Origin of the sequence: Pontixanthobacter luteolus, assembly GCF_009828095.1 — a bacterium.
GTDB lineage: Bacteria > Pseudomonadota > Alphaproteobacteria > Sphingomonadales > Sphingomonadaceae > Pontixanthobacter > Pontixanthobacter luteolus.
Map to the genome: position 1 here is coordinate 173,987 of NZ_WTYP01000002.1, position 20,399 is coordinate 194,385.

At 59.9% G+C, this 20,399-nt stretch carries 22 protein-coding genes and 1 tRNA gene; 10 read left to right on the forward strand and 13 right to left on the reverse strand.

The window, feature by feature from the left end; genetic code table 11:
• Positions 1–42: 42 nt before the first annotated feature.
• Together GRI43_RS09365 and GRI43_RS09370 are read right to left on the reverse strand one after the other, a co-directional pair.
• The gene (locus GRI43_RS09365; RefSeq protein WP_160730871.1) at positions 43–642 is read right to left on the reverse strand and encodes an exopolysaccharide biosynthesis protein; all 600 of its coding nucleotides are present in this window, start codon (positions 640–642) and stop codon (positions 43–45) included.
• 76 nt (positions 643–718) lie between these two features.
• Positions 719–1,168: a MaoC family dehydratase gene (locus GRI43_RS09370; protein ID WP_160730872.1), complete on the reverse strand. Its 450-nt coding sequence runs from the start codon at positions 1,166–1,168 to the stop codon at positions 719–721.
• A 123-nt stretch (positions 1,169–1,291) separates the two neighbouring features.
• On the opposite strand from GRI43_RS09370, the gene putA reads away from it, so the two are divergent.
• The 4 genes from putA (at position 1,292) to GRI43_RS09390 (ending at position 6,913) form a co-directional block, all read left to right on the forward strand.
• Positions 1,292–4,435: a bifunctional proline dehydrogenase/L-glutamate gamma-semialdehyde dehydrogenase PutA gene (gene putA / locus GRI43_RS09375; RefSeq protein WP_160730873.1), complete on the forward strand. Its 3,144-nt coding sequence runs from the start codon at positions 1,292–1,294 to the stop codon at positions 4,433–4,435.
• A gap of 42 nt (positions 4,436–4,477) precedes the next feature.
• Positions 4,478–5,008 carry a hypothetical protein gene (locus GRI43_RS09380; protein WP_160730874.1) on the forward strand — a complete coding sequence of 177 codons (531 nt, stop codon included), beginning with the start codon at positions 4,478–4,480 and terminating at the stop codon, positions 5,006–5,008.
• Between the two features lie 68 nt (positions 5,009–5,076).
• Positions 5,077–5,631 carry a dCTP deaminase gene (dcd, locus tag GRI43_RS09385; protein WP_160730875.1) on the forward strand — a complete coding sequence of 185 codons (555 nt, stop codon included), beginning with the start codon at positions 5,077–5,079 and terminating at the stop codon, positions 5,629–5,631.
• 100 nt (positions 5,632–5,731) lie between these two features.
• Entirely contained in the window at positions 5,732–6,913 is a 1,182-nt protein-coding gene (locus tag GRI43_RS09390) for a saccharopine dehydrogenase family protein (protein ID WP_160730876.1), read from the forward strand.
• 23 nt (positions 6,914–6,936) lie between these two features.
• Here the strand turns inward: GRI43_RS09390 and GRI43_RS09395 are convergent, their stop codons facing one another.
• Both GRI43_RS09395 and GRI43_RS09400 read right to left on the reverse strand, forming a co-directional pair.
• Entirely contained in the window at positions 6,937–9,117 is a 2,181-nt protein-coding gene (locus tag GRI43_RS09395) for a TonB-dependent receptor (protein WP_160730877.1), read from the reverse strand.
• A gap of 151 nt (positions 9,118–9,268) precedes the next feature.
• Positions 9,269–9,343: transfer RNA gene (locus GRI43_RS09400), tRNA-Gly, on the reverse strand.
• A 221-nt stretch (positions 9,344–9,564) separates the two neighbouring features.
• Between GRI43_RS09400 and GRI43_RS09405 the strand changes: the two genes are divergently transcribed.
• On the forward strand, positions 9,565–10,476 hold the full coding sequence (locus GRI43_RS09405) for a tetratricopeptide repeat protein (RefSeq protein WP_160731665.1): 912 nt from the start codon (positions 9,565–9,567) through the stop codon (positions 10,474–10,476).
• A gap of 4 nt (positions 10,477–10,480) precedes the next feature.
• Complete coding sequence (locus GRI43_RS09410; RefSeq protein ID WP_160730878.1) at positions 10,481–11,092, forward strand: LON peptidase substrate-binding domain-containing protein; 612 nt, start codon at positions 10,481–10,483, stop codon at positions 11,090–11,092.
• A 24-nt stretch (positions 11,093–11,116) separates the two neighbouring features.
• Here the strand turns inward: GRI43_RS09410 and GRI43_RS09415 are convergent, their stop codons facing one another.
• The 5 genes from GRI43_RS09415 to argB form a co-directional block, all read right to left on the reverse strand.
• Positions 11,117–11,740: a MarC family protein gene (locus GRI43_RS09415; RefSeq protein WP_160730879.1), complete on the reverse strand. Its 624-nt coding sequence runs from the start codon at positions 11,738–11,740 to the stop codon at positions 11,117–11,119.
• Positions 11,741–11,756: 16 nt separating this feature from the next.
• On the reverse strand, positions 11,757–12,605 hold the full coding sequence (locus tag GRI43_RS09420) for a Cif family virulence factor (RefSeq protein WP_235903710.1): 849 nt from the start codon (positions 12,603–12,605) through the stop codon (positions 11,757–11,759).
• 3 nt (positions 12,606–12,608) lie between these two features.
• Positions 12,609–13,502 (reverse strand): bifunctional methylenetetrahydrofolate dehydrogenase/methenyltetrahydrofolate cyclohydrolase FolD, encoded by an 894-nt coding sequence (gene folD, locus GRI43_RS09425; protein WP_160730880.1) that lies wholly within the window; start codon positions 13,500–13,502, stop codon positions 12,609–12,611.
• Positions 13,499–13,768 carry a YggT family protein gene (locus GRI43_RS09430; RefSeq protein ID WP_235903711.1) on the reverse strand — a complete coding sequence of 90 codons (270 nt, stop codon included), beginning with the start codon at positions 13,766–13,768 and terminating at the stop codon, positions 13,499–13,501. Before GRI43_RS09430 ends, folD begins: the two co-directional genes overlap by 4 nt.
• Before the next feature lie 104 nt (positions 13,769–13,872).
• Entirely contained in the window at positions 13,873–14,772 is a 900-nt protein-coding gene (gene argB, locus GRI43_RS09435; protein WP_160730882.1) for an acetylglutamate kinase, read from the reverse strand.
• Between the two features lie 154 nt (positions 14,773–14,926).
• Here argB and GRI43_RS09440 point away from each other — a divergent pair, with 154 nt between their 5' ends.
• Positions 14,927–15,358 carry a thermonuclease family protein gene (locus GRI43_RS09440; protein ID WP_235903712.1) on the forward strand — a complete coding sequence of 144 codons (432 nt, stop codon included), beginning with the start codon at positions 14,927–14,929 and terminating at the stop codon, positions 15,356–15,358.
• 51 nt (positions 15,359–15,409) lie between these two features.
• Positions 15,410–15,931, forward strand: a complete 522-nt coding sequence (locus GRI43_RS09445) for a thermonuclease family protein (RefSeq protein WP_160730883.1) — start codon at positions 15,410–15,412, stop codon at positions 15,929–15,931.
• On the opposite strand, the gene GRI43_RS09450 is transcribed toward GRI43_RS09445, so the two are convergent.
• A complete protein-coding gene (locus tag GRI43_RS09450; RefSeq protein ID WP_160730884.1) occupies positions 15,928–16,833 on the reverse strand; it encodes a sulfotransferase domain-containing protein in 906 nt (301 codons plus the stop codon). The genes GRI43_RS09445 and GRI43_RS09450 overlap by 4 nt on opposite strands.
• Positions 16,834–16,932: 99 nt before the next feature.
• On the opposite strand from GRI43_RS09450, the gene GRI43_RS09455 reads away from it, so the two are divergent.
• Positions 16,933–17,577, forward strand: a complete 645-nt coding sequence (locus GRI43_RS09455) for a hypothetical protein (protein ID WP_235903713.1) — start codon at positions 16,933–16,935, stop codon at positions 17,575–17,577.
• A 36-nt stretch (positions 17,578–17,613) separates the two neighbouring features.
• On the opposite strand, the gene GRI43_RS09460 is transcribed toward GRI43_RS09455, so the two are convergent.
• The 3 genes from GRI43_RS09460 to GRI43_RS09470 all read right to left on the reverse strand — a co-directional run bounded on the left by GRI43_RS09460 (position 17,614) and on the right by GRI43_RS09470 (position 18,886).
• Positions 17,614–17,880 (reverse strand): hypothetical protein, encoded by a 267-nt coding sequence (locus tag GRI43_RS09460; RefSeq protein ID WP_160730886.1) that lies wholly within the window; start codon positions 17,878–17,880, stop codon positions 17,614–17,616.
• A 103-nt stretch (positions 17,881–17,983) separates the two neighbouring features.
• A complete protein-coding gene (locus tag GRI43_RS09465; RefSeq protein WP_160730887.1) occupies positions 17,984–18,478 on the reverse strand; it encodes a DUF2314 domain-containing protein in 495 nt (164 codons plus the stop codon).
• Between the two features lie 123 nt (positions 18,479–18,601).
• Entirely contained in the window at positions 18,602–18,886 is a 285-nt protein-coding gene (locus GRI43_RS09470; protein WP_160730888.1) for a DUF1294 domain-containing protein, read from the reverse strand.
• Between the two features lie 162 nt (positions 18,887–19,048).
• Here GRI43_RS09470 and GRI43_RS09475 point away from each other — a divergent pair, with 162 nt between their 5' ends.
• Positions 19,049–20,368 carry a hypothetical protein gene (locus tag GRI43_RS09475; protein ID WP_160730889.1) on the forward strand — a complete coding sequence of 440 codons (1,320 nt, stop codon included), beginning with the start codon at positions 19,049–19,051 and terminating at the stop codon, positions 20,366–20,368.
• Positions 20,369–20,399 lie beyond the last annotated feature (31 nt).

Sequence of the window (20,399 nt, forward strand, 5' to 3'; positions counted from 1 at the left end):
GAAGATGCCAGACCTGACGCAATCGTCAAGCCGCGCGGCCTGCTATCCGCTGCCACCTGAACCCAGGCTCGTGGCGACCAGATAGACGGACCCGCTCGACAGGCACCCGGCAAGCAGGACCAGCAAGCCGTCATGGGCAATGATCGCGAGACCCAGCGCAGCGATCCCGAGCATGGGCAGCGAGCTGGCAAACGGGACTACTTCAAGCGGCGGGACCATGGCGCACAAGGCAATGATTACGCAGCCGATTACCCGCAACATCACCCCTTTCGAAAGGCTGCGCAGCCTTTCATGCAGCACCCCGTCGATATGCCCGGCAACGTTCTTCAGCTTCTCGCCCGCCCATTGGACATGCGACGCCTTGATAGAACGTTTCTCGATGAATTCTGGCAGCCAGATATGCTCTCTGGCGAACACCATCTGTAAAGCGATCAAGGCGATAATTGCCGCAATGACAGTCGGAACGGCAGGAATGCCGCCTAGCGGTGACAGCTCCAGCAGCGGCAGAAAGAACAGCAGCGGGCCAAAGCTGCGATAGCCGAATTCGTCCAGCACATCGCCAATGGAGACTTCGTCGGCCCCCTCTACAACGTCTTCAAGCCCTTCGGCCACGTCCTCTATGCTGTGCGGGTCTTCGGCCATGTATCTCCTTGCACCGAATACTACGCACCAAGGGCGCGATTGCTCCCCGCACCCCTGCCCGTACTTCTTACCCGCGCTATGAAGACCGCTTGAGCAGCGCCGAACGCAGGCAGCGGCAAACCACTTCGCCGCGCTGGTTGATTGCTTCGTGCGTGAAAGTGACGATCCCCGCATCTGGGCGCGAGCGGGACTCGCGCAGCTCGGTCACTTCGCTGCTCGCGCGCAGCGTGTCGCCGATGAATACAGGCTTTGGCATTACCAGCTTGTCATACCCCAGATTGGCCACCAGCGTACCCAGCGTGGTGTCACCAACCGACAGGCCGACCATCAGCGAAAACGTGAAGGTCCCGTTGACCAGAATCTGGCCGAACTCGCTTTGCTTCGCCGCCTCCACATCAAGGTGCAGTGGCTGCGGATTGTGGGTCATGGTGGTGAACAGCAGATTGTCGGTTTCCGTAACGGTCCGGCGAATTTCGTGATCGATCCGGTCGCCAATCGTCCACTCGTCAAAATACCGTCCGGCCATTGTAATGCTCCTGCAATTTGTCTTTCGCGCCTCATGCGGCACGCTACCCCTTGAATGCAACCGCCATGGGGTCCAGATCGACAGCCAGTATCCAAAATCAAGCAACACAGAATTGAGCCGCCTATGACCAAACCCGCTCCGCTGGACCGTTCCAACTTCCGCCATGCCTACCGGCAGGAAGAGGATGCCTGCGTGATCGAGCGGATGAAGCAGGCGGCCCCTGCTTCGAAACTGCACCAGCAATCCGCCGATCTCGCGGTCCAGCTGATCGAGGGTGCGCGCCGCCGCAAGGCGAGCGGGATCGACGCGTTCTTGCACCAGTTCGGACTCGACACCGAAGAAGGTATCGCGCTGATGTGCCTGGCAGAGGCGCTGCTGCGGGTGCCCGACAGCGCCACCGCCGACATGCTGATCCGTGACAAGATCGGCGACATCGACTGGGGCGAACATCTCGGTGAAAGCTCCTCCACCTTCGTCAACGCCGCGACATTCTCGCTGATGCTGACGGGCGAGGTTCTGGAACGGCCCGAAGACCACCAGAAGGGGATGCGCACTACCCTGAAACGTACCGTAGGCCGCCTGGGCGAGCCGGTGATCCGCAAAGCCACCTTGCAGGCGATGCGAATTCTGGGCGGGCAGTTCGTTTTCGGTCGGACGATCAAGGAAGCGCTGAAGCGTGCCGCACCTGAACGGCGCGAAGGGCTGACCCACAGTTTCGACATGCTGGGCGAAGCGGCCATGACCTATGCCGATGCGGAACGGTACCGCCTCGCATACGAGAACGCGATCGAGCGGCTGGCTGGCGAAACCGATGGGCGAATTTCCACTTCGCCGGGCATCTCCGTCAAGCTTTCAGCGCTTTATCCGAAATATTTTTACACCCATGGCGCCGAAGCCAAGGCCGCTCTGGTCCCGGTCCTGAAAGACCTCGCGATCAAGGCGCGTGAGGCGAACATGCATTTCACAATCGACGCGGAAGAAGCCGAGCGGCTTGAGCTGTCGATGGACATTATCGAGACGCTGGCCGGCGACGACGACATTTTCCGCAAGGCCGACGGCACCAGCTGGGGCGGGTTCGGCATGGCCGTGCAAGCCTATCAGAAACGCGCAGCACCGCTGTGCGACTGGATCGTGAAACTGGCCCGGCGCCACGACCGGCGCCTGATGGTTCGCCTCGTCAAAGGGGCGTATTGGGATACCGAGATCAAGGTGTCGCAGGTTGGCGGGTACAAAGACTACCCCGTTTTCACCCGCAAGGTTGCGACCGACGTTTCCTATCTCGCCTGCGCCGCAAAATTGCTTGAGGCAGGCGATGCAATCTATCCGGCCTTCGCAACCCACAACGCCTATACCGTTGGCGCGATCAAGGCGCTGGCCGGCAGCACGAGCCACGAAAGCGAATTCGAGTTCCAGCGCCTGCACGGCATGGGCGAAGATATCTACGGCGAACTGGCAAAGGCGGAAGGCAACAGGCGTACCCCGGTGCGCATCTATGCACCGGTCGGCAGTCACAAGGACCTGCTCGCCTACCTCGTTCGCCGCCTGCTTGAAAACGGTGCCAATTCGTCATTCGTGAACCGGATGGCCGATGCCGAGATTCCGGCGGCCGAACTGGCGACCGATCCGGTTTCCGACATGGCTGCGCTCGATCCCAAGCGGAATCCGGCAATCCCGCTGCCGTGCGATATTTTCCCGGATCGGATCAACAGCGCCGGCGTCGACATAACCGACCCTTTGGTTCGCGAACCCCTGATGGCACGGCTGAAACAGCTGGAATCGGTGCATTGGCATGCCCAGCCTACATTCTGTTCGGACGATCCGGATTTCCAGGCGGAAATCGCCCCGATCAACAAACCGCACGATCTGACCAGCGAGGTCGGCACGCGCCGGGACAGCCTGCCCGAAGAAATCGATGCAGCTATCGCGCAGGCCTCTGCCATCCAGCCGGGGTGGAATGCGCTGGGCGGTGAAAAACGTGCGGTCCTGCTGGAGGCGGCAGCCGATCTTTTCGAACAGCACACAGACGAATTCCTGTCGCTGTGCCAGCGCGAGGCGGGCAAATCGCTGATGGATGCCGTTCTCGAACTGCGTGAAGCAGTCGATTTCCTCCGCTATTACGCAGGCGAAGCGCGGGCGATGTTCTCCGAACCTTTCATCCTGCCCGGGCCAACCGGAGAGGAAAACCGCCTGAGCATGGCGGGACGCGGTGTCTTCGCCACGATCAGTCCGTGGAATTTCCCGCTGGCAATCTTTATCGGCCCGGCGGCTGCCGCACTGGCTGCCGGCAACACTGTGGTCGCCAAGCCTGCCGAGCAGACCCCGCTTATCGCGGCGCTGGCCGTGAAGCTGTGCCACGAGGCAGGGATTCCTGATGCGGTGTTCCAATTGCTGCCGGGCGCGGGCGATGTCGGTGAACTGATCACATCCGACCCGCGGCTTGCTGGTGTCGCTTTCACCGGATCGACCGAAACCGCCAAGGCGATCAACCGCTCTCTCGCTGCACGAGAAGGCCCGATCGCGACATTCATCGCGGAAACCGGTGGGCAGAATGCGATGATCGTCGACAGTTCCGCTCTGCCCGAACAGGTTACCCGCGATGTGGTCGCCAGCGCGTTCCAGAGCGCAGGCCAGCGCTGCTCTGCCTTGCGGATGCTGTATTTGCAGGACGATATTTACGACGAGACACTGGAAATGATCATCGGCGCATTCGAGGCGCTGGAGATTGGCGATCCCGTGCGGCTTGCAACCGATGTCGGTCCGGTAATCGATCCTGATGCGAAGGCCGCGCTAGAACGCCACATCGCCCGGCGCAAAAAGGCCGGTCGCAAGGTTTGGCGGCGCAAACTGCCCAAGGGTACCGGCGCCGGATGCTTTGTCGCGCCGACGATTATCGAACTCGATTCGATCCTGGATCTGAAGCGCGAAAACTTCGGTCCGGTGCTTCACGTTGCGCGCTTCAAGGCAGAGCATCTGGGGGACGTGGTCGAAGAGATCAACACGACCGGTTATGGCCTGACGCTGGGCCTGCACAGCCGCATCGAAGACACGCGCCGGTTTGTCGAGGCGCGCGCGCGGGTCGGCAATTTCTACGTCAATCGGAACCAGATCGGCGCGGTGGTGGAAAGCCAGCCTTTCGGCGGCGAAGGCTTGTCGGGCACCGGACCGAAAGCGGGCGGACCGCATTATGTCGCACGGTTTGCGACAGAACGCGTTGTTTGCATCGACACGACTGCAGCCGGCGGCAATGCCAGTTTGCTGGCAAGCTAAAGGACTGTTTTCATGACACTGGAAAGGGTTTAGGAAGCGCGCATGTTGCGTTTCCTGACCCTGATCCTGTCGCTCGTCGCCGCCAGTTGGTCGCTCCCCGCCTCGGCTCAAGTGAAGATGAGCTTTCACAGCTTCAACGGCTCAGTCCTGTTCGGGCGCTATCCGCACACCTTCGTCGTTCTGGAGGGAACGCTGGAGCAAAGCGGACAAAGAATCAGCGAGAATTTCGGCTTCACTGCGAAGACCGTATCGACAGCGATCCTGTCCGGCCCGGTTGAACATGACATTCTGGTCGAGACACCGAAGTACATCAAGAAAACCAACCGCCACTTCACCGTCACGCTGAGCGACAGTGAATACCGCAAGGTCAAGGCAGAGCTGGCGAAATGGCGTGATGCGCCGGGCAAATATTACGACCTCGACACGCGCAATTGCATCCATTTCGTCGGTGCACTGGCGAAGATCGCCGGACTGCGCGTCGAATTTCCCGACAAAATGCTGCGCCGCCCCAAGAAGTGGCTCAATTATATAACCGGGCTCAACCCCTCGCTTGGCGCCAAGCCGGTCGGCTGATGTTCGGTAGCGGGGAAAAAACCGCGCCATAGCTTGCCGCACGCGCCGCACTCGGGAATCACTCACTCATGGCGATTCTCAGCGATAAATGGATTCGGACGCAGGCCCAAGAAAAGGGCATGATTGAACCGTTCGTGGAAGCACAGCGGCGCGATGGCTGCATCTCGTACGGGCTAAGCTCCTACGGGTACGATGCGCGCGTCGCGCCCGAATTCAAGATATTCACCAATGTCGACAGCGCGATTGTCGATCCGAAGAACTTCGACGGGAAAAGCCTGGTCGACCGCGAGACTGATGTCTGCATCATCCCGCCCAATTCGTTCGCGCTTGCCCGCACCGTCGAATATTTCCGGGTGCCCGATGATGTGCTGGTCATTTGCCTTGGCAAGAGCACCTATGCCCGCTGCGGCATCATTGTGAACGTCACCCCGCTGGAGCCGGGCTGGGAAGGCCATGTGACGCTGGAGTTTTCGAACACCACGCCGCTGCCAGCTAAGATTTACGCCAATGAAGGTGCCTGCCAGTTCCTGTTCCTGAAGGGCAACGAGCCATGCGAGACCAGCTATGCTGACCGCGCCGGAAAATATATGGGCCAGCGCGGGGTCACCCTGCCGAAACTATAGGGCGTGATTTTCTCGCCCTATTCCGGAACCCGCAGTGACGCTGCGTCTTTGACTCTCTGAACCCGGGCGCGCATTCATGCGCCTGAAAAGGAGAGTTTGCATGAGCAAGGCTGATCGTGAATTTGATATCGTCGTCTACGGCGCAACCGGATATACCGGGCGGCTGGTCGCCGAGTATCTGGTGAATCATTACGGCGGGCGGGACGATGCCCCCAAATGGGCCATGGCAGGCCGAAACCAGTCAAAGCTGGAGGATGTTCGCGACCTGATCGGTGCGCCGAAAGACACCCCGCTGATCGTCGCTGACGCATCCGACCCCGACAGCCTGACAGACATGTGCAAACGCACGAAGGTGGTGCTGACCACCGTCGGCCCATACCAGCTTTACGGCAATGAACTGGTCGAAACATGCGCCCGCGAAGGCACCGATTATGCCGATCTGTGCGGCGAGCCGGGCTGGATGCGCGAACAGATCGACAAGAACCACGAACTCGCCAAGGCGAGCGGCGCGCGGATCTGTTTCTCGTCCGGTTTCGATTCGATCCCGTTCGATCTCGGCGTGTTCATGCTGCAGAAGGAAGCAAAGGCAAAATTCGGCAAGCCCGCACCGCGCGTCAAAGGCCGGGTGCGCGCCATGGCCGGCACGTTCAGCGGCGGAACGGCAGCAAGCCTGACAGCGACGATGAAGTCGGTCGCCAAAAACCCCAAGCTTATATCTGTTCTGCAAAGCCCGTTCGGCCTGACACCGGGGTTCGAAGGTCCCGATCAGCCGATGGGACTGATCCCGGAATATGACAAGAAGCTGGGCAAATGGGCCGCGCCATTCATCATGGCGACGATCAACACGAAGAATGTGCACCGCACGAATTTCCTGCTCGGCCACCCTTATGGGGAAGATTTCAAGTACGACGAGATGATGCTGACCAGCGCCGGTGAAATCGGTGAAAAGGCAGCGAAAGCGGCGACTGAAATGTTGAAGAATCCCTTCGGCGCAAAGCCGCCAAAGCCGGGCGAAGGCCCGACCAAGGAAGAGCGCGAAAACGGGTTCTACGATGTGCTGTTTGTCGGTGAAATGCCCGATGGCGAAACCATCGAATACGGCGTGAAAGGCAAATACGATCCCGGCTATGGCTCCACCAGCCGGATGCTGACCGAGACGGGCATTGCCCTGCTATCGTGCAGCGCGGAAGGCGGCATCGGAACACCGGGATCGTTCCTGGGCGAAGACCTGGTGAAACGTCTCGAAGACAATGCCGAAATCAGCTTCGCACTGGAAAGCTGATTTCGGCTGCGCGTGCGGGCCGGCTAGAGGCTGGCCCGCACGCTTAGTTTGAAGTTCCTGCCGGTCAGCGGCACGAAATCCTTGGTGAAGCTGGCGTGCCGCCGTCCATCGGTGTCGAAGATATTGTCCGCCTGAAGCAGCACGGTAATCCGGTTCTGCTCGCCAAACGGGCGCCATGCGATGGACGCATTGACCAGCGCGAAACTGTCGGTTGCGGTTTCAAACGGGGCAAGCCGATCCTGCTTGTCATACCACTGCACTTCGCCGCGGATGTCGAATCGATCTGTCTGCGCTTCCAATGCTCCCAGTAGGCTCAGCGGCGGGATTCGCGGCAGCGGCGTACCGTCGGACAATTCAGCGCGGATGTAATCACCGCGCAGGTCCGCGATCAGCGAAAATGGCCCACTGTCGATAATCGGATAGCTCAATTCGCCTTCGACCCCGAAATAGCGGGCGTCGCTTTGCAGGTACTGGAACACCGGCAGGTCATCTTCCTCTGCCCCGGTACCGGATAGATAGATGTAATCATCGAACCAGTTCTGGAACACGGCGATATTGACGCTGGCTTGACCAATGCGGCCCCGCACAAATGCCTCGGCCCCCCAGGCCTTTTCCGTGCTCAGTTGCGTGTCGCCGATTTCGAAAGCCTGCGTCGCGATATGCGGCCCGTTGGAGAAAAGCTCCTCTGCCGATGGCGCACGTTCGGCGCGCGATCCGGTGATGCCAAAACGCAGGCCATTTTCTGTTTCATAGGCCAGCGAGAGTGCGCCTGAAACTGCATCGAATTTCCGGTCAACTCCAACGATCTGCGACCGTACATTTGTAGTTTCGTAGCGCCCGGCACCTTCCAGCTGGAACGGCCCCAGTCCCACTTCCTGCAAGGCGAAAACGGCAAACTGATCGGTGTCATTGTCGGGCACGTACGCTTCGGCGCCCTCTGCGCGGAAATCGCGGAAATAATATTGCGCACCGATCGTGCCCTTCCAGGTGCCGCGGGTATTCTGCACAAGTTCGGCGCGCGCTTCCACGCCCGTAACATCGAACACCGTCCCTACTTCATCGCCTTCGAATTCAGTGTGTGTGTAATCGCTGAAACCGGCCCGCGTACGCAGTTCGGAAAACAGCCCGTCACCCATGTCGAGCGAGCCGCGCAAATCTGCCCGGTACTGGCGCATATCGATCGAGACGGGGACATCGCCCTCCTCCTCTTCAGCGGCACCGGCCTCGCCAGCACCTTCTTCTTCGCCGTGGTGATGACCGGCACCGGGCCGCCCGGGCACGCCGTAACTCGTGTCGTAAACCCCAAGCGCAATACCAAGGCTGCTATCGCCCTTGAAGAAAGCCGCACCGACATCCGCGCTCCAGGTTTCCGTCGCGCTGTTGGGCAAGGTGCCCTTCTGCAAAGCTGCCTCGCGAAGCTCCTCAGCCTCTTCGATTTCGCCCTCCGCCTCTTCAGCAGCTGCATCCTGAAGCAGGTCCGCGCGCAAGTCATCCGCAACCACGAAGCCCGGGATCGAGACATCATCGGTATTCCGGTACGAACCGTTTACGTGAAACACCACGCTGTCGCCCACCGGCACGTCGATCGAACCGCCTGCTTCATAAAGGTTCGCCGCCGTGTTTGCGGAAACCAGAGCGTCGATGTGGATCGGTTCGTTGACTCGGCGCTGCGGTATCCGTTTGTCGATAACATTGACTGCACCGCCAATCGCCTGGCTGCCGTAAAGCATCACGGCTGGGCCGCGCAGCACCTCGATACGTTCTGCGGTTAGCGGGTCGATCGTGACGGCATGATCGGCCGATGTGTTGGACACGTCGATCGCGCCGATACCGTCGACCAGAACCTTCACCCGCTCACCGGAAAAGCCGCGCAAGACAGGTCGCGAAGCACCCGGTGAAAAGCTGGTGGCCGAAACGCCGGGCAGTTTTTCGAGGACGTCGCCAACCTGACCGGCAAGGTTACGCTGCAATTCGACACCTTCAACAACCGATGTCCCGGCAAGCACGTCAAGCTGCGTGACACCGACTGCGCTGACCACGATTTCGCCGGCTGCGTTCAGCCGGCGGTCGTGAACATCGTCGTCCAGTTCTTCCTGCACAGCAGCAGTGTCCTGCGCCGTAGCCATCTGGGGAAAGAGGACTGCCGCAACAGGGATGAAGGCGGCGCCAGCGAGGAGCCGCGAAATATGGGAATGATACAACATATCGCGCTCCTAGCAGCGAGTTAGATCGGCGCAAGTGCTAAAACTGACGAATGTGGTTTTTCGTGCGACGAACCGCATGGCGCGTAGAATCTGCCGCACAGGACGCCGTCCGGCCCGAACGGCGCAGCATATCTTCCTGCGATTTTAGAAATGGAGCGGGCGAGGCGATTCGAACGCCCGACCCCAACCTTGGCAAGGTTGTGCTCTACCCCTGAGCTACGCCCGCTCACTAGACGCATCCGGAAAAATCCGGCCCCCGGACTGGCGAAATTCGCTCTGTCCCGGTGGGGAAGCGGGCAGTTAGCAGCGGTTTGATGTGCCAGCAAGTGTAAAATTGCAGCGAAGCGAAGGAATTTTCGCTGCGCCTGTTTCACCCTTCAAATATCCGGTAGAAAGACCACCTATGGTTCATACCAAGGCATTGAAAAGGAAATTCGCGTGGCAAGCATGGGCTTGAATATCGAGGAGCAAAAAGCAGTCGAGCGGTTCAAGACCGAAGTGGTCGAACCCTCCATGACCAAGCTGGTGATCCTCGACTTCTGGGCCGAGTGGTGCGGCCCGTGCAAGGCGCTCGCGCCGATGCTCGAGAAGGTCGCTGCAGAATACGCCGACAAGGGCGTGATTCTGGTGAAGGTGAACGTGGACGAGGAGCAATTCATTGCCAGCCAGTTCCAGGTGCAGTCGATCCCCACCGTCTATGCGATGTTCCAGGGCCAGCCTGTCGCTGACCTGACGCAGGCACGCAGCGAAAGCCAGCTCAAGCAGGTGCTCGACCAATTGATCGAGAAACTGCCGCTCGACCCAGCGGGCGGTGCTGGCGGGCAGCCGCAGCAGGATGTCGGGCAATTCATCGAAATGGCCGAGCAGGTTCTGGCCGAAGGCGATGCAGAACGGGCTGGCGGCGTTTTCATGCAGGTTGTCCAGATGGCGCCCGACAACGCAGCCGCACATGGCGGGCTGATTCGCGCGCTGGTGGCCGGCGGACGCACCGAAGAAGCACAGAGCATCGCAGACGCGCTGGAGCCGGCACTGAAAGAAGACGCCGCAATTCAGCAGGCGCTTTCCGCGCTGGAGCTGGCCTCAACAAAGGTCGATGACGGCGAATTGCAGGCGCTGCGCGCTGCCGCATCCGAAAACCCCGCCGACATGGACAAGCAGTTCGCGTTTGCCGAAGGGGCATTTGCCGCTGGCGAACGGGACGAGGCAGCCGATACCCTGCTGACCATGGTCGAGGCCGACCGCGAATGGAACGAGGGTGCCGCACGGGCCAAACTGCTGCAGATATTCGAGGCAGTCGGTCTGGAGGACCCTTGGGTTGTCACGACCCGCCGCCGTCTTTCCAAAATCCTGTTCGGGTGAGCCTATGAGCAAGCGCCTCTCCATCTTCCCGCTGACAGGCGCAATCCTGTTTCCCGGCTTGCAAATGCCCCTGCACATTTTCGAGCCGCGCTACCGCGCTCTGGTGAGCGACGCGTTGGCGCGTGACCGGCGCATTGCGATGATTCAGCCCAAGGGCCCGGCCCAGGGCGCACCGCTGTTCGATATCGGTTGTGTCGGGCGGATCGGCGATGTCGAGGCCATGGATGACGGGCGTTACAACATCGTTCTGGAAGGTGAGAGCCGGTTCCGGATCGTTCGCGAGCTCGACGTCACCACCATGTTCCGTCAGGTCGAGGCAGAATTGATCGACGAGCCGGAAGAAGAGTTCTTAAGCAGCATCGAGCGTGCAAGCTTTGAACGCGAAGCCAAGCGATTTGCCGATGCACAGGGCTACAGCGTGGACTGGGAATCGGTAACCCGGCTCGATGATATTTCACTGATCGACGGCGTATCGCAGATCGCCCCGTTCGATCCGGCATCCAAACAGGCCCTGCTGGAGGCACCCGACCTCAGGTCCCGTTGTGAAACCCTGATTCAGCTGATGCAGTTCTATGGCCGCCGCGACGGCGATGACGAGATCATCACGCTGCAATAGGCTGTCTGGCCCGAGGGCCATGGCCTAGAACCCGAAGCTGCCCTTCAAGCCGTCAATCACATATTGCGCGGCAAGCGCGGCCAGCAATACGCCCAGCAAGCGGGTAATCACCGCCTCCACCCGGTCGCCCAGCAGCCGGATAAGCGGGCCCGCAGCGATCAGCGCAAGCATGGTCAGCAGCAATACCGCGCCCAGCGCGCCCAGCACGACCAGCGTTTCCGCGTCTCCTTCCGCCTCGTTGGTGAGCAGCATGATCGCGGCAATCGCGCCGGGTCCGGCCAGCATGGGCATAGCCATCGGGAACACCGAAACGTCTTCCACCTCCGGCGTCGCGGCAACCTTGTCAGCCCGTTCCTCGCGCCGCTGGGTGCGTTTCTCAAACACCATCTCGAACGCGATCCAGAACAGCATGAAACCGCCTGCAATGCGGAAACTGTCCAGTTCGATATGCAGCGCGGCCAGCAATTGTTCGCCGAACAGCGCAAAAATCAGCAGAATAATCGCCGCGATAACGCAGGCCCGGATCGCCATCGACCGCGCCTGGGCCGGGGTCGCGCCTTTTGTCAGCCCGGCATAGATCGGCGCACAGCCGGGCGGGTCGATAACCACGAACAGCGTGATGAAGGCAGAGATGAATAGCTCGGTCATATCTCTCGTTCGCTCTTTATTCGGAAGCCTGCTGCGGTGAAGCCCCGCCCAATTCCTGCGTCAAGGCGACTTCCCAGCTTCCGCCGGAAAGGTAATCGGCAATCACCCGGCGCGATTTGCCCGGTTCGTGTTCCCAGCGCCAGCGCAGAGTACCATCCTTGGCCAGCGTTGCCGCGCTTTGCACATCGAGAGCAACGGCATAGTCCGGCGCTGAAGGCACGGCTTCACCGCGTTTCGGGCAGTCAGCAACAAAGCCTTCGACCGCGTCGAATGCGCTGACAACGATATCGTCTTCACCCGCCGGCTCCAGCACGGCGCGCGCCGGTGGCTGCGGATCGTCCAGCACGCCCGCATCATAGGTCCAGCGGTATTCGCCGTCCTTCTGGCGTTCCCACACAGTGACGAAATTGCCGACCTTGTTCTCAGCATCGCGGAAGCGGCCCTGGCTCACGGCGAGCAACCCGTCGCAGCTCATCCACACAGCACGGGGGTTCCACCGCACGGCAATTTCCGGGTCTGCCCGGCCAGCCAGCCAAGCTTGCGCGGCGGCGGGTCCGTCGGGCAGGTGAATCACTGCATCAGGGGCGGCGAATTCGCGGAAAGCAGTCCACTGCCCGTTTTCTTTTGCGGCGCGGGCAAAGGCGAGTTCAGCCGCGACCACCCTGCTGGGCTGGGCAGCGCCCGGCGCACCGGCGACAGCGCGCTGGAAATGATCGCGCGCCATAGGGCGCGGACCGGACGGGGCGCACGCAGACAGCGTGACTGCGGCCGCTGTGACTGTGAGGATTTGCAGGTTCCTGAGCATGGATGGCCCATAGCCATTCAGCGCCAGCTTGTCGAAGGAATGAATGAGCCTGCCGCCCAAGGGTCAAAGCCCCTCCGGCGGCTCCATTCCTTCATTGCGATGCGCGGCAACCAGCGTGTTGCGCAGCAGCACGGCAATGGTCATCGGTCCGACACCGCCGGGTACAGGTGTGATTGCCCCGGCAACTTCACTGGCCTCGCCAAAATCGACATCGCCGACCAGCCTGCCCTTGTCGCTGCCGGGTTCCGGCGGCAGGCGGTTGATACCCACATCGATTACCGTGGCACCGTCTTTCAGCCAATCCTTCTTGACCATTTCGGGCCGGCCGACTGCGGCAACAACGATGTCGGCGCGGCGAACCACAGCTGGCAAATCCTTGGTCCGGCTGTGCGCAATCGTCACGGTCGCATTCGCATCCAGCAGCAATTGCGCCATCGGCTTGCCCACAATGTTCGAGCGACCGATAACGACCGCCTCAAGACCGGAAAGATCGCCCAAGCGGTCGGTCAGCAGCATGATGCAGCCAAGCGGTGTGCACGGCACAAAGCCGGTTTGGCCGACGGACAAGCGGCCTGCATTGATCACGTGAAACCCGTCGACATCCTTGTCCGGGCTGATAGCCGAGATGATCGCCTGCTCATCGAGATGTGCAGGCAGGGGCAGCTGGACCAGTATTCCATCGACTGCCGGATCGTTGTTGAGCTGTTCGACCAGCGCCAACAAATCAGCCTCGGTCGTATCCGCGGGCAGGCGGTGTTCGAAACTTTCCATGTTGGCGGCCAGGGTCGCCTTGCCCTTGGAGCGGACATAGACGTTGCTGGCCGGATCCTCGCCGACCAGCACCACGGCCAGTCCCGCCTTACGTCCTGCCTGCGATTCGAAATCGGCAGCGATCGCGCCTACGCGTTCGCGCAGATTGGCAGCAAACGCCTTCCCGTCGATCCGTGTCGCGGTCATGAATAGGCAACGTTCGAAAGCACGATCATCAGCGCGTTGAGCAGCAGGATCAGCACCAGCGGGGAGAAATCGATCGTGCCGGTTTGCGGCAGGATCCGCCGTATCGGCGACAGAACCGGTTCCAGCAGAGAATTGATCGAATTGTAAATCTGCACCACGAACTGGTTGCTGTGATTGATCACGTTGAACGCGAACAGCAGGCCGATGACGAACTGGACGATGACGAGCATCACCAGCACGTTGATCAGCATTCCAAGGATTTGCATGAAGGCGATCATATTGGGTCTTTCAAGCGAGAGGCGGTTGCAGACGCCTTACGCGATCCGAAGGGGGTGTATCAACACCCTAAGACGCGGCTTTCGACGAGCATCTAACCTGCGCTGATCAGCGTACCCGCACCGCGGCTGGTGAAGAATTCCAGCAGCATTGCGTGGGGCACGCGGCCATCCAGCACGACCGCCGCATCGCACCCGGACTCCACCGCCTGAACGCAGGTTTCCAGTTTGGGAATCATCCCGCCGCTGATTGTCCCGTCTTCGCGAAGGCGAGCGATATCGGCAGGTTTGAGATCGGTCAGCAGCCGCTTCTCCTTGTCCAGAACCCCGGCAACATCGGTCAGCAGGAACAGGCGCGCTGCGCCAAGTGCCGCCGCGATTGCGCCAGCCATGGTGTCCGCGTTGATATTGTAGGTGTGACCATCTTCGCCTGCGCCGATGGGGGCAATGATCGGGATCATCCCCGCCGCCACCGCCGTGTCGATAATCGTCGTGTCGACTTCAGAAGGTTCACCGACGAAACCGAGGTCGATGACCCGCTCGATATTGCTTTCCGGGTCGCGTGCGGTCCGTTGCACCTTGCGGGCAGTTACCAAGCCGCCATCCTTGCCGGAAATGCCGATCGCCTTGCCGCCGGCCTTGGCGATCCAGCCGACCAGTTCTTTATTGATCGCGCCAGACAGAACCATTTCAGCAATCTCTGCAGTGGCCTTGTCGGTCACCCGCAGCCCGTCGATAAATTCGCTTTCGACGCCCAGCTTCTTCAGCATGGCCCCGATCTGCGGCCCGCCGCCATGCACGACCACAGGGTTGATCCCGACCGCTTTAAGCAACACGATATCATCGGCAAATTCCCGCGCGGCCTTGGGATCGCCCATCGCATGGCCGCCATATTTGACCACGAAAGTACGCCCGGCATAGCGCTGGAAATAGGGTAGCGCCTCGATCAGCGTTTCCGCCTTGCTCAGGGTAATGGTGTTCTCGCTCGCGCTCATCGCACAATCCTTGCCGCAGGCCGCCACCGGCCGTTCCCCGCTGCGCTTAGCGGTTGACCGGCCCAAGGGAAAGAACCTGCCGCGCGGCCAGGCCCACGTATTTCTGCTTAGGCATTAAGCCTGAATTGGCTGCCACGCCTGTGAAGCGCACACAATGGCCATGCTTCGGATCCTGTTCTTCGCGCTATTGATGGCGGCCCCGGCCGAGGCAAATTGCCAGATCAAGGGCGGCGATGCGGTGGAGGCGACGTTTGAGAAATGCGGCAGTGCGAAGCGCGTAACCTGCATCGTCGATGGCGATACGTTCTGGCATAACGGAACGAAGGTTCGGATCGCGGATGTGAACACGCCGGAAACTTCCCGCCCGTCATGCCCCCGCGAACGGGAGCTGGGGAACCGGGCAACGGCAAGGATGCAGACGCTCCTGAACGACGGGCCGTTCCAGCTGGTCCGCGCGGACCGCGATGAAGATCGCTATGGCCGCAAGCTGCGCGTTGCCATGCGCGGCGGGAAGTCGCTGGGCGGTATTCTGGTCAGAGAAGGGCTGGCAGAAAGCTGGACCGGGCGCCGCAAGAACTGGTGTTGATCACCGCCCGTTTGCCCTTCCAGCCTGACGAACAATCTGGAACAAGGCCGCATGGCCAAGCCCCTCCGATTTGATACAGGCCGCACAAGGCCCAAACGCAGGCAGACGCATGCACGGTTTTGGCGGCGGATACCGGCATGGCTGGTCATCGCGATCGCTGCCGGGGCAATTGGCTGGTTCGTGCGCCAGCCGGGTAACGGTGAAATCTGGGTCCAGCAGAATACCGCGTTCACGCTGTGCGAAAACCGCTCGTCATCCGCCTGCGTGATCGACGGCGACACCATCATGATCGGCAAGCGCAAAATCCGGATGAGCGGGTACAACGCACCCGAACTTGCCGGAGAATGCAGCGCGGAAAAAACACTGGCTCTCAAATCTCGCGCGGCGCTTTTACAGTGGCTTAACGCCGGTCCGTTCCTGATGGGTGGCGGCGATGAGCCGCCGTATGACAAATACGGCCGGGAATTGCGGGAATTCCGGCGCGGCAATGATTGGCTTGCCGATTGGATGATCCGCCGGGACCTTGCCCAGCAAAGCGGCTGGGGCTTTGCGCGCGGCGGTTGGTGCAGTTAACCGGTCAGATCGGCGGCCATTTCAGCGTAGTTCGCGTGCCCGGTCACCGGTGTAACCAGCCTTGCCCACTCGGCATCCAGTTGTTCTGAAATTATTTGCGGGAGCGCCCGGCGCTCTGCATCCTCCGCCCGGACCTTGGCGGAATCGCTGTTCGCTGGCAGGCCCGCTTTTTCCTCGCTCATTTCGCGCATCATCGGATCCGCAAACGGTCCGGCATTGGCAACCATAAACTCGCGCGATGTCCGGGCCTCGACCAGGTCCACCGCTGCCTCGTCTGCATCAATGCTGCAATGTTCAGCCAGCCTGCCGATCGCCCCGCGCTTGTCTGCGATCACGCTGCGGTAGTCCATGATCAGCGTGTCCTCCTCATCCCGCCGCGGCCACCAGCTGAGCAGATGTCTGAAGTAATTCAACCCGCTCGGCCCGCCCATCAGCCATACCGGCATGAATTCCTCCAGCTCAATCGTGCCAGGCTCGAAAAACCACCCGCTGAAGAAATGGTACATCGACACGAAAGCCTCCTTTGGATCGCGCAGCGTCACGACATAGCGCGCGCCCTCCGGAAGACTTTCATAGTCGAGGTGACTCTTGAAACCGCGCGGCTCCGCAACCTGTTCTGCGTTGACATCGATGCCGAGCGCCGGTGCCGTTTCGATCCATGGCACGACGCGGCTGATATCGTCGAAATCCATATCCCCGCCAAGTCTTGCCGTTCGCAGCTGATGGAACATTTGCTGCATCATCGTGGTGCCGCATTTGCCGTACGGCGTGATGATCACGTCGCTGGGGCGAACAGCGAGCGGTACAGATGAGGCGAGCAATTGCTCGCTGGGTGCGAGATTACCCATGACCTGCGCCAGTTCCTCGATCGAATGCGCCCGGCGCGGTGTGCCTGTGTCCATTGCCCGTATCTCCCTCAGCAGGAAGGTGACGCAAGCCGGGCAGCGGCGCAAGCGGTCAAACTGTTTGCCTTCTGCCGGGGCGCCTGCAACACCATGCCCATGAACAAACGATCACTGCTGTCCGCTCTGCCCCTTTTCATTTTGTCGGCCTGCAATTCATCTGCCGATCCGGCCCCTGCACCCGGGGAAGATTTCTGGGCTGCGCTGTCTTCGCATTGCGGCAACGCCTATCAGGGCGGCCTCGTTAGCGATGACGCGGCCGATGCCGACATGCAGGGCGCAGCCATGATTATGCACGTGCGCGAATGCAGCGAAGACCGGATCGCGGTGCCGTTTCATATCCAGGGTGCCGACGGTAAATGGGACCGGTCGCGCACCTGGGTTTTTACCCGCACGGACAATGGTTACCGTCTGAAGCACGACCACCGGCACGAAGACGGCGAGCCTGATGCTGTGACCATTTATGGCGGCGAGACCGCGGCCGCCGTAGAGGGCGTTGCGCAGGCTTTCCCGGTCGATCAGGAAAGCATCGAGCTGTTCAAACGCGAAGGGCTCGACGTATCGGTCACCAATGTCTGGCGGGTGCGGGTCGATCCGGCCGGCCAAGATGATGCGATCTATGCTTACAAGCTGACTCGCCGGGCTGCGAAAGGCGCGCCGGCTGATCGCGATTTCATGGTCGAATTCGACCTGACCCAGCCAGTCCCCGCGCCGCCGGCACCGTGGGGCTTCGAGGACAGCTGAGTACTGCTGGCAGCTGCCAGCCGGTTTGCCTGCGGGTTAGCCTGCCGGCGGAACTTCGGCTTCTGGCGCTTCGCTTTCCTGCGCTTTAACCTCGCCGCCGGGGACCATGGTCATTTCGGTTTCCGGAATGTCCACCTCGACCGCAGCCGGATCCTGTTCCGTGACGATCAGTTCGCCTCCGCTCAGATCTTCCGCATCGGCCTCATAGGTTTTTTCTTCCTGCTCGGCGCAAGCCGCAAGCGCCATCGCGGCAAGTGCGGGAATGGCAGCTTTGGCAAGGCGGGAAAATGTGACGGTGTTCATGTGTGTTCTCCTGTCAGAAACGGCTTGGCTTGTGTTTGCGGCCGAGTGTTGCACTGCATATCGGCAGCGGCAAGTGCGGCAATCCCCTACTCTCTCTTGGCCCTTACTGGCCCCAGCCAAGGCTGCTCTTGATACTAGCGACGGTCTCAGCGTCCATCTGCCCGAACAGCGCCGCGGTCGTGCGGTGCCCATGGGCAATTCCGCGATCATCATAATAGGCCCAGTCGCTAACATCGGAGAGGTTCACCCGCACCGTATCGCCCAGCGCGAACTTCTCGTTATAGGGATTGTTCGACAGCGTACCGACCAGCACATCGCCTTCGCGGCGGACATTCTCGACCCAGATATGCTCCCACCCTTCGAGCGGGAATTTGAACACGATATACTCATAACCGGCGGGCGGATTTTCCAGCACGGCGAGCCATTCGGGCAAGGTCGCCTGCGCCTCCGCAATCGCGGCGTTCATCACCGGATCGCTTTCCTCCACCATTTCCATCGGATCGGCGTCTTCGTTTTGCGCCAATGCCGGGGACAGTGGCAGCGCCATGGAAAGGGCGAGCGCCGGCACAAGCGCGGCAATTTTGCTGAGGCTTTTCATGACGCGAAGACTAGCAGCGCCAAACCGGTTGGCAAGATGGCGGAGCAGAGTGCGGACGAACATAGCGGCGGCGTGCCCTGATGCCTGAAGGCCGGTGCCTGAAGGCCAATAGCTGAATACAATTCAGTAAGTCAGCACGGCGATGAACACACCAACGCAAAGCTGCACCGCCGCGGCCATGTGAAGCTGATGGCTGAACGGCTGTTTTCGTGTCTTGTGCCGGAACAGCGCACGCGCAGCATAAGCGGCTGGCGTGCCGCCCATCCCGGCTAGGATAAGCAATTCCGCCTCCGGTGTCCGCCGCCACCCATGTTCAGCGCGCATCTTGTCGAAACCGAAAACCAGAAAGGTGATGAGGTTGATGAGAATAAGGTAGTAGATGACGATTTCGGCGATAATCAGGGTCATGGTGTCATTTTTCAGTGCAGCGTCGCTCGCTGGGAATATTGCAAACAGAATAAGCGAATATTCTGGGCACCGTAAGAACTAAACGATTGGTAAAATCGGTTTCGTTATTGCACTTGGATTGTTTGATCGTATTGTCGCTACCGATCAAAGAGGGAACACTGGATGAGCGAACTGCCGCAGAGCGTAACGAGCGGGGATCGTGCGCGATTATTTCCCATACTTTCGGATCGGTCGATCGAAGGGAGGACGCTTTCGATTTTTCTTGCCACGCTAACTTCGGTTCGTCCGTTTGCAGAACGATTGCTCGGTCAAATTGGTCGCCGGGTCGGCGTAAATGCGAAAATACACGCGTTTACCGAAGTGCGATTCAAGAACCTCGATGAAGGTTCGCACGATCGGCCGGATGGACTTCTGATTCTCAATACCGGTCGCAAACAATGGACCGCTTTGGTGGAGGCGAAGGTTCGCAAAAATCATATCGAAAGTGATCAACTCAATCGGTATCTCAAGATCGCAAAAGCGAACAAGATCGACGCTGTAATCACCATTTCAAACCAGTTTTCGCTGGCACCACATCACCATCCCGTTTCGATATCCACGCCGAAAAATGTCGAACTCTTTCATATGTCGTGGATGCGTGTGCTGACCGAGGCATTCCTACTATTGAACGAGGGAGTAGAAGACGAGGAGCAAGCGTTCATTCTGAACGAATTCAAGCGCTTCATCTCCCATGACAGTGCTGGCGTAGAGAGCTTTACGCAGATGCCGCCATCGTGGTCGAACGTTGCCGATACGATCCAAGCTAATGGAAACGTACTTGCTGGCCCTGCGAAAGAAGTTGTGCAAGCTTGGCATCAAGAGAGCCAAGACTTGAGCCTGATTTTTTCAAGGCAAATTGATGCAGGCGTAATCCAGAAGCTAAGCCGTGCTCAGATCAATAATCCGAGTGCCAGAGTGGCTGATGATGTCGAAGAGTTACGGACTCTGAACACCCTCTCTCTTGAATTGATTGTTCCCGATTCTGCTGCGCCGGTCAAAGTGTGTGCTGATTTCGGACGTCGAACCATTTCAATCAGTATGACTTTGGCAGCACCTGGAGACAAAAAGCGGAATGCGGCCAGAGTAAATTGGCTGCTACGTCAATTGCCAAAGGAGGACAGCGCCGGGCTCCATGTCAGGGTGCAATGGCCTGCTACTTCGCCGTGGACACAGATGCCTTTGTCTGAAGCCGCGGAGAACAGCGAACCTTTATATGCTGAGAAGGGGAACATGGTTGCGGTGGGCTTCGAAATCGTGCGGTTGATTGATATGGGAAACCGATTTGGACAGCGCCAAACGTTCATCAAAGAGCTGGAGGATGCTGTTCCCGATTTTTGGGTGCGTGTAGGACAAAACCTTCAACCGTGGATCAAGCCTGCACCACGGATTCGGGAAGAAAGGTCGGAGCCAGAAGCAGTTAGCCCGTCTGCCTTGTCAGATTGAAAAACTTAAAGCGTAGATGCTTGTCATATCT

Coding starts and splice junctions, on each gene's coding strand:
- GRI43_RS09415 (WP_160730879.1), bottom strand. CDS start 11,740: ATGACCGAGCTATTCATCTCTGCCTTCATCACGCTGTTCGTGGTTATC.
- GRI43_RS09475 (WP_160730889.1), top strand. CDS start 19,049: ATGAGCGAACTGCCGCAGAGCGTAACGAGCGGGGATCGTGCGCGATTA.
- GRI43_RS09365 (WP_160730871.1), bottom strand. CDS start 642: ATGGCCGAAGACCCGCACAGCATAGAGGACGTGGCCGAAGGGCTTGAA.
- argB (WP_160730882.1), bottom strand. CDS start 14,772: ATGAGCGCGAGCGAGAACACCATTACCCTGAGCAAGGCGGAAACGCTG.
- GRI43_RS09430 (WP_235903711.1), bottom strand. CDS start 13,768: ATGCAAATCCTTGGAATGCTGATCAACGTGCTGGTGATGCTCGTCATC.
- GRI43_RS09460 (WP_160730886.1), bottom strand. CDS start 17,880: ATGAACACCGTCACATTTTCCCGCCTTGCCAAAGCTGCCATTCCCGCA.
- GRI43_RS09470 (WP_160730888.1), bottom strand. CDS start 18,886: ATGACCCTGATTATCGCCGAAATCGTCATCTACTACCTTATTCTCATC.
- putA (WP_160730873.1), top strand. CDS start 1,292: ATGACCAAACCCGCTCCGCTGGACCGTTCCAACTTCCGCCATGCCTAC.
- GRI43_RS09455 (WP_235903713.1), top strand. CDS start 16,933: ATGAACAAACGATCACTGCTGTCCGCTCTGCCCCTTTTCATTTTGTCG.
- GRI43_RS09405 (WP_160731665.1), top strand. CDS start 9,565: ATGGGCTTGAATATCGAGGAGCAAAAAGCAGTCGAGCGGTTCAAGACC.
- GRI43_RS09465 (WP_160730887.1), bottom strand. CDS start 18,478: ATGAAAAGCCTCAGCAAAATTGCCGCGCTTGTGCCGGCGCTCGCCCTT.
- folD (WP_160730880.1), bottom strand. CDS start 13,502: ATGACCGCGACACGGATCGACGGGAAGGCGTTTGCTGCCAATCTGCGC.
- GRI43_RS09370 (WP_160730872.1), bottom strand. CDS start 1,168: ATGGCCGGACGGTATTTTGACGAGTGGACGATTGGCGACCGGATCGAT.
- GRI43_RS09450 (WP_160730884.1), bottom strand. CDS start 16,833: ATGGACACAGGCACACCGCGCCGGGCGCATTCGATCGAGGAACTGGCG.
- GRI43_RS09395 (WP_160730877.1), bottom strand. CDS start 9,117: ATGTTGTATCATTCCCATATTTCGCGGCTCCTCGCTGGCGCCGCCTTC.
- GRI43_RS09440 (WP_235903712.1), top strand. CDS start 14,927: ATGGCCATGCTTCGGATCCTGTTCTTCGCGCTATTGATGGCGGCCCCG.
- GRI43_RS09445 (WP_160730883.1), top strand. CDS start 15,410: ATGGCCAAGCCCCTCCGATTTGATACAGGCCGCACAAGGCCCAAACGC.
- GRI43_RS09390 (WP_160730876.1), top strand. CDS start 5,732: ATGAGCAAGGCTGATCGTGAATTTGATATCGTCGTCTACGGCGCAACC.
- GRI43_RS09410 (WP_160730878.1), top strand. CDS start 10,481: ATGAGCAAGCGCCTCTCCATCTTCCCGCTGACAGGCGCAATCCTGTTT.
- GRI43_RS09380 (WP_160730874.1), top strand. CDS start 4,478: ATGTTGCGTTTCCTGACCCTGATCCTGTCGCTCGTCGCCGCCAGTTGG.
- dcd (WP_160730875.1), top strand. CDS start 5,077: ATGGCGATTCTCAGCGATAAATGGATTCGGACGCAGGCCCAAGAAAAG.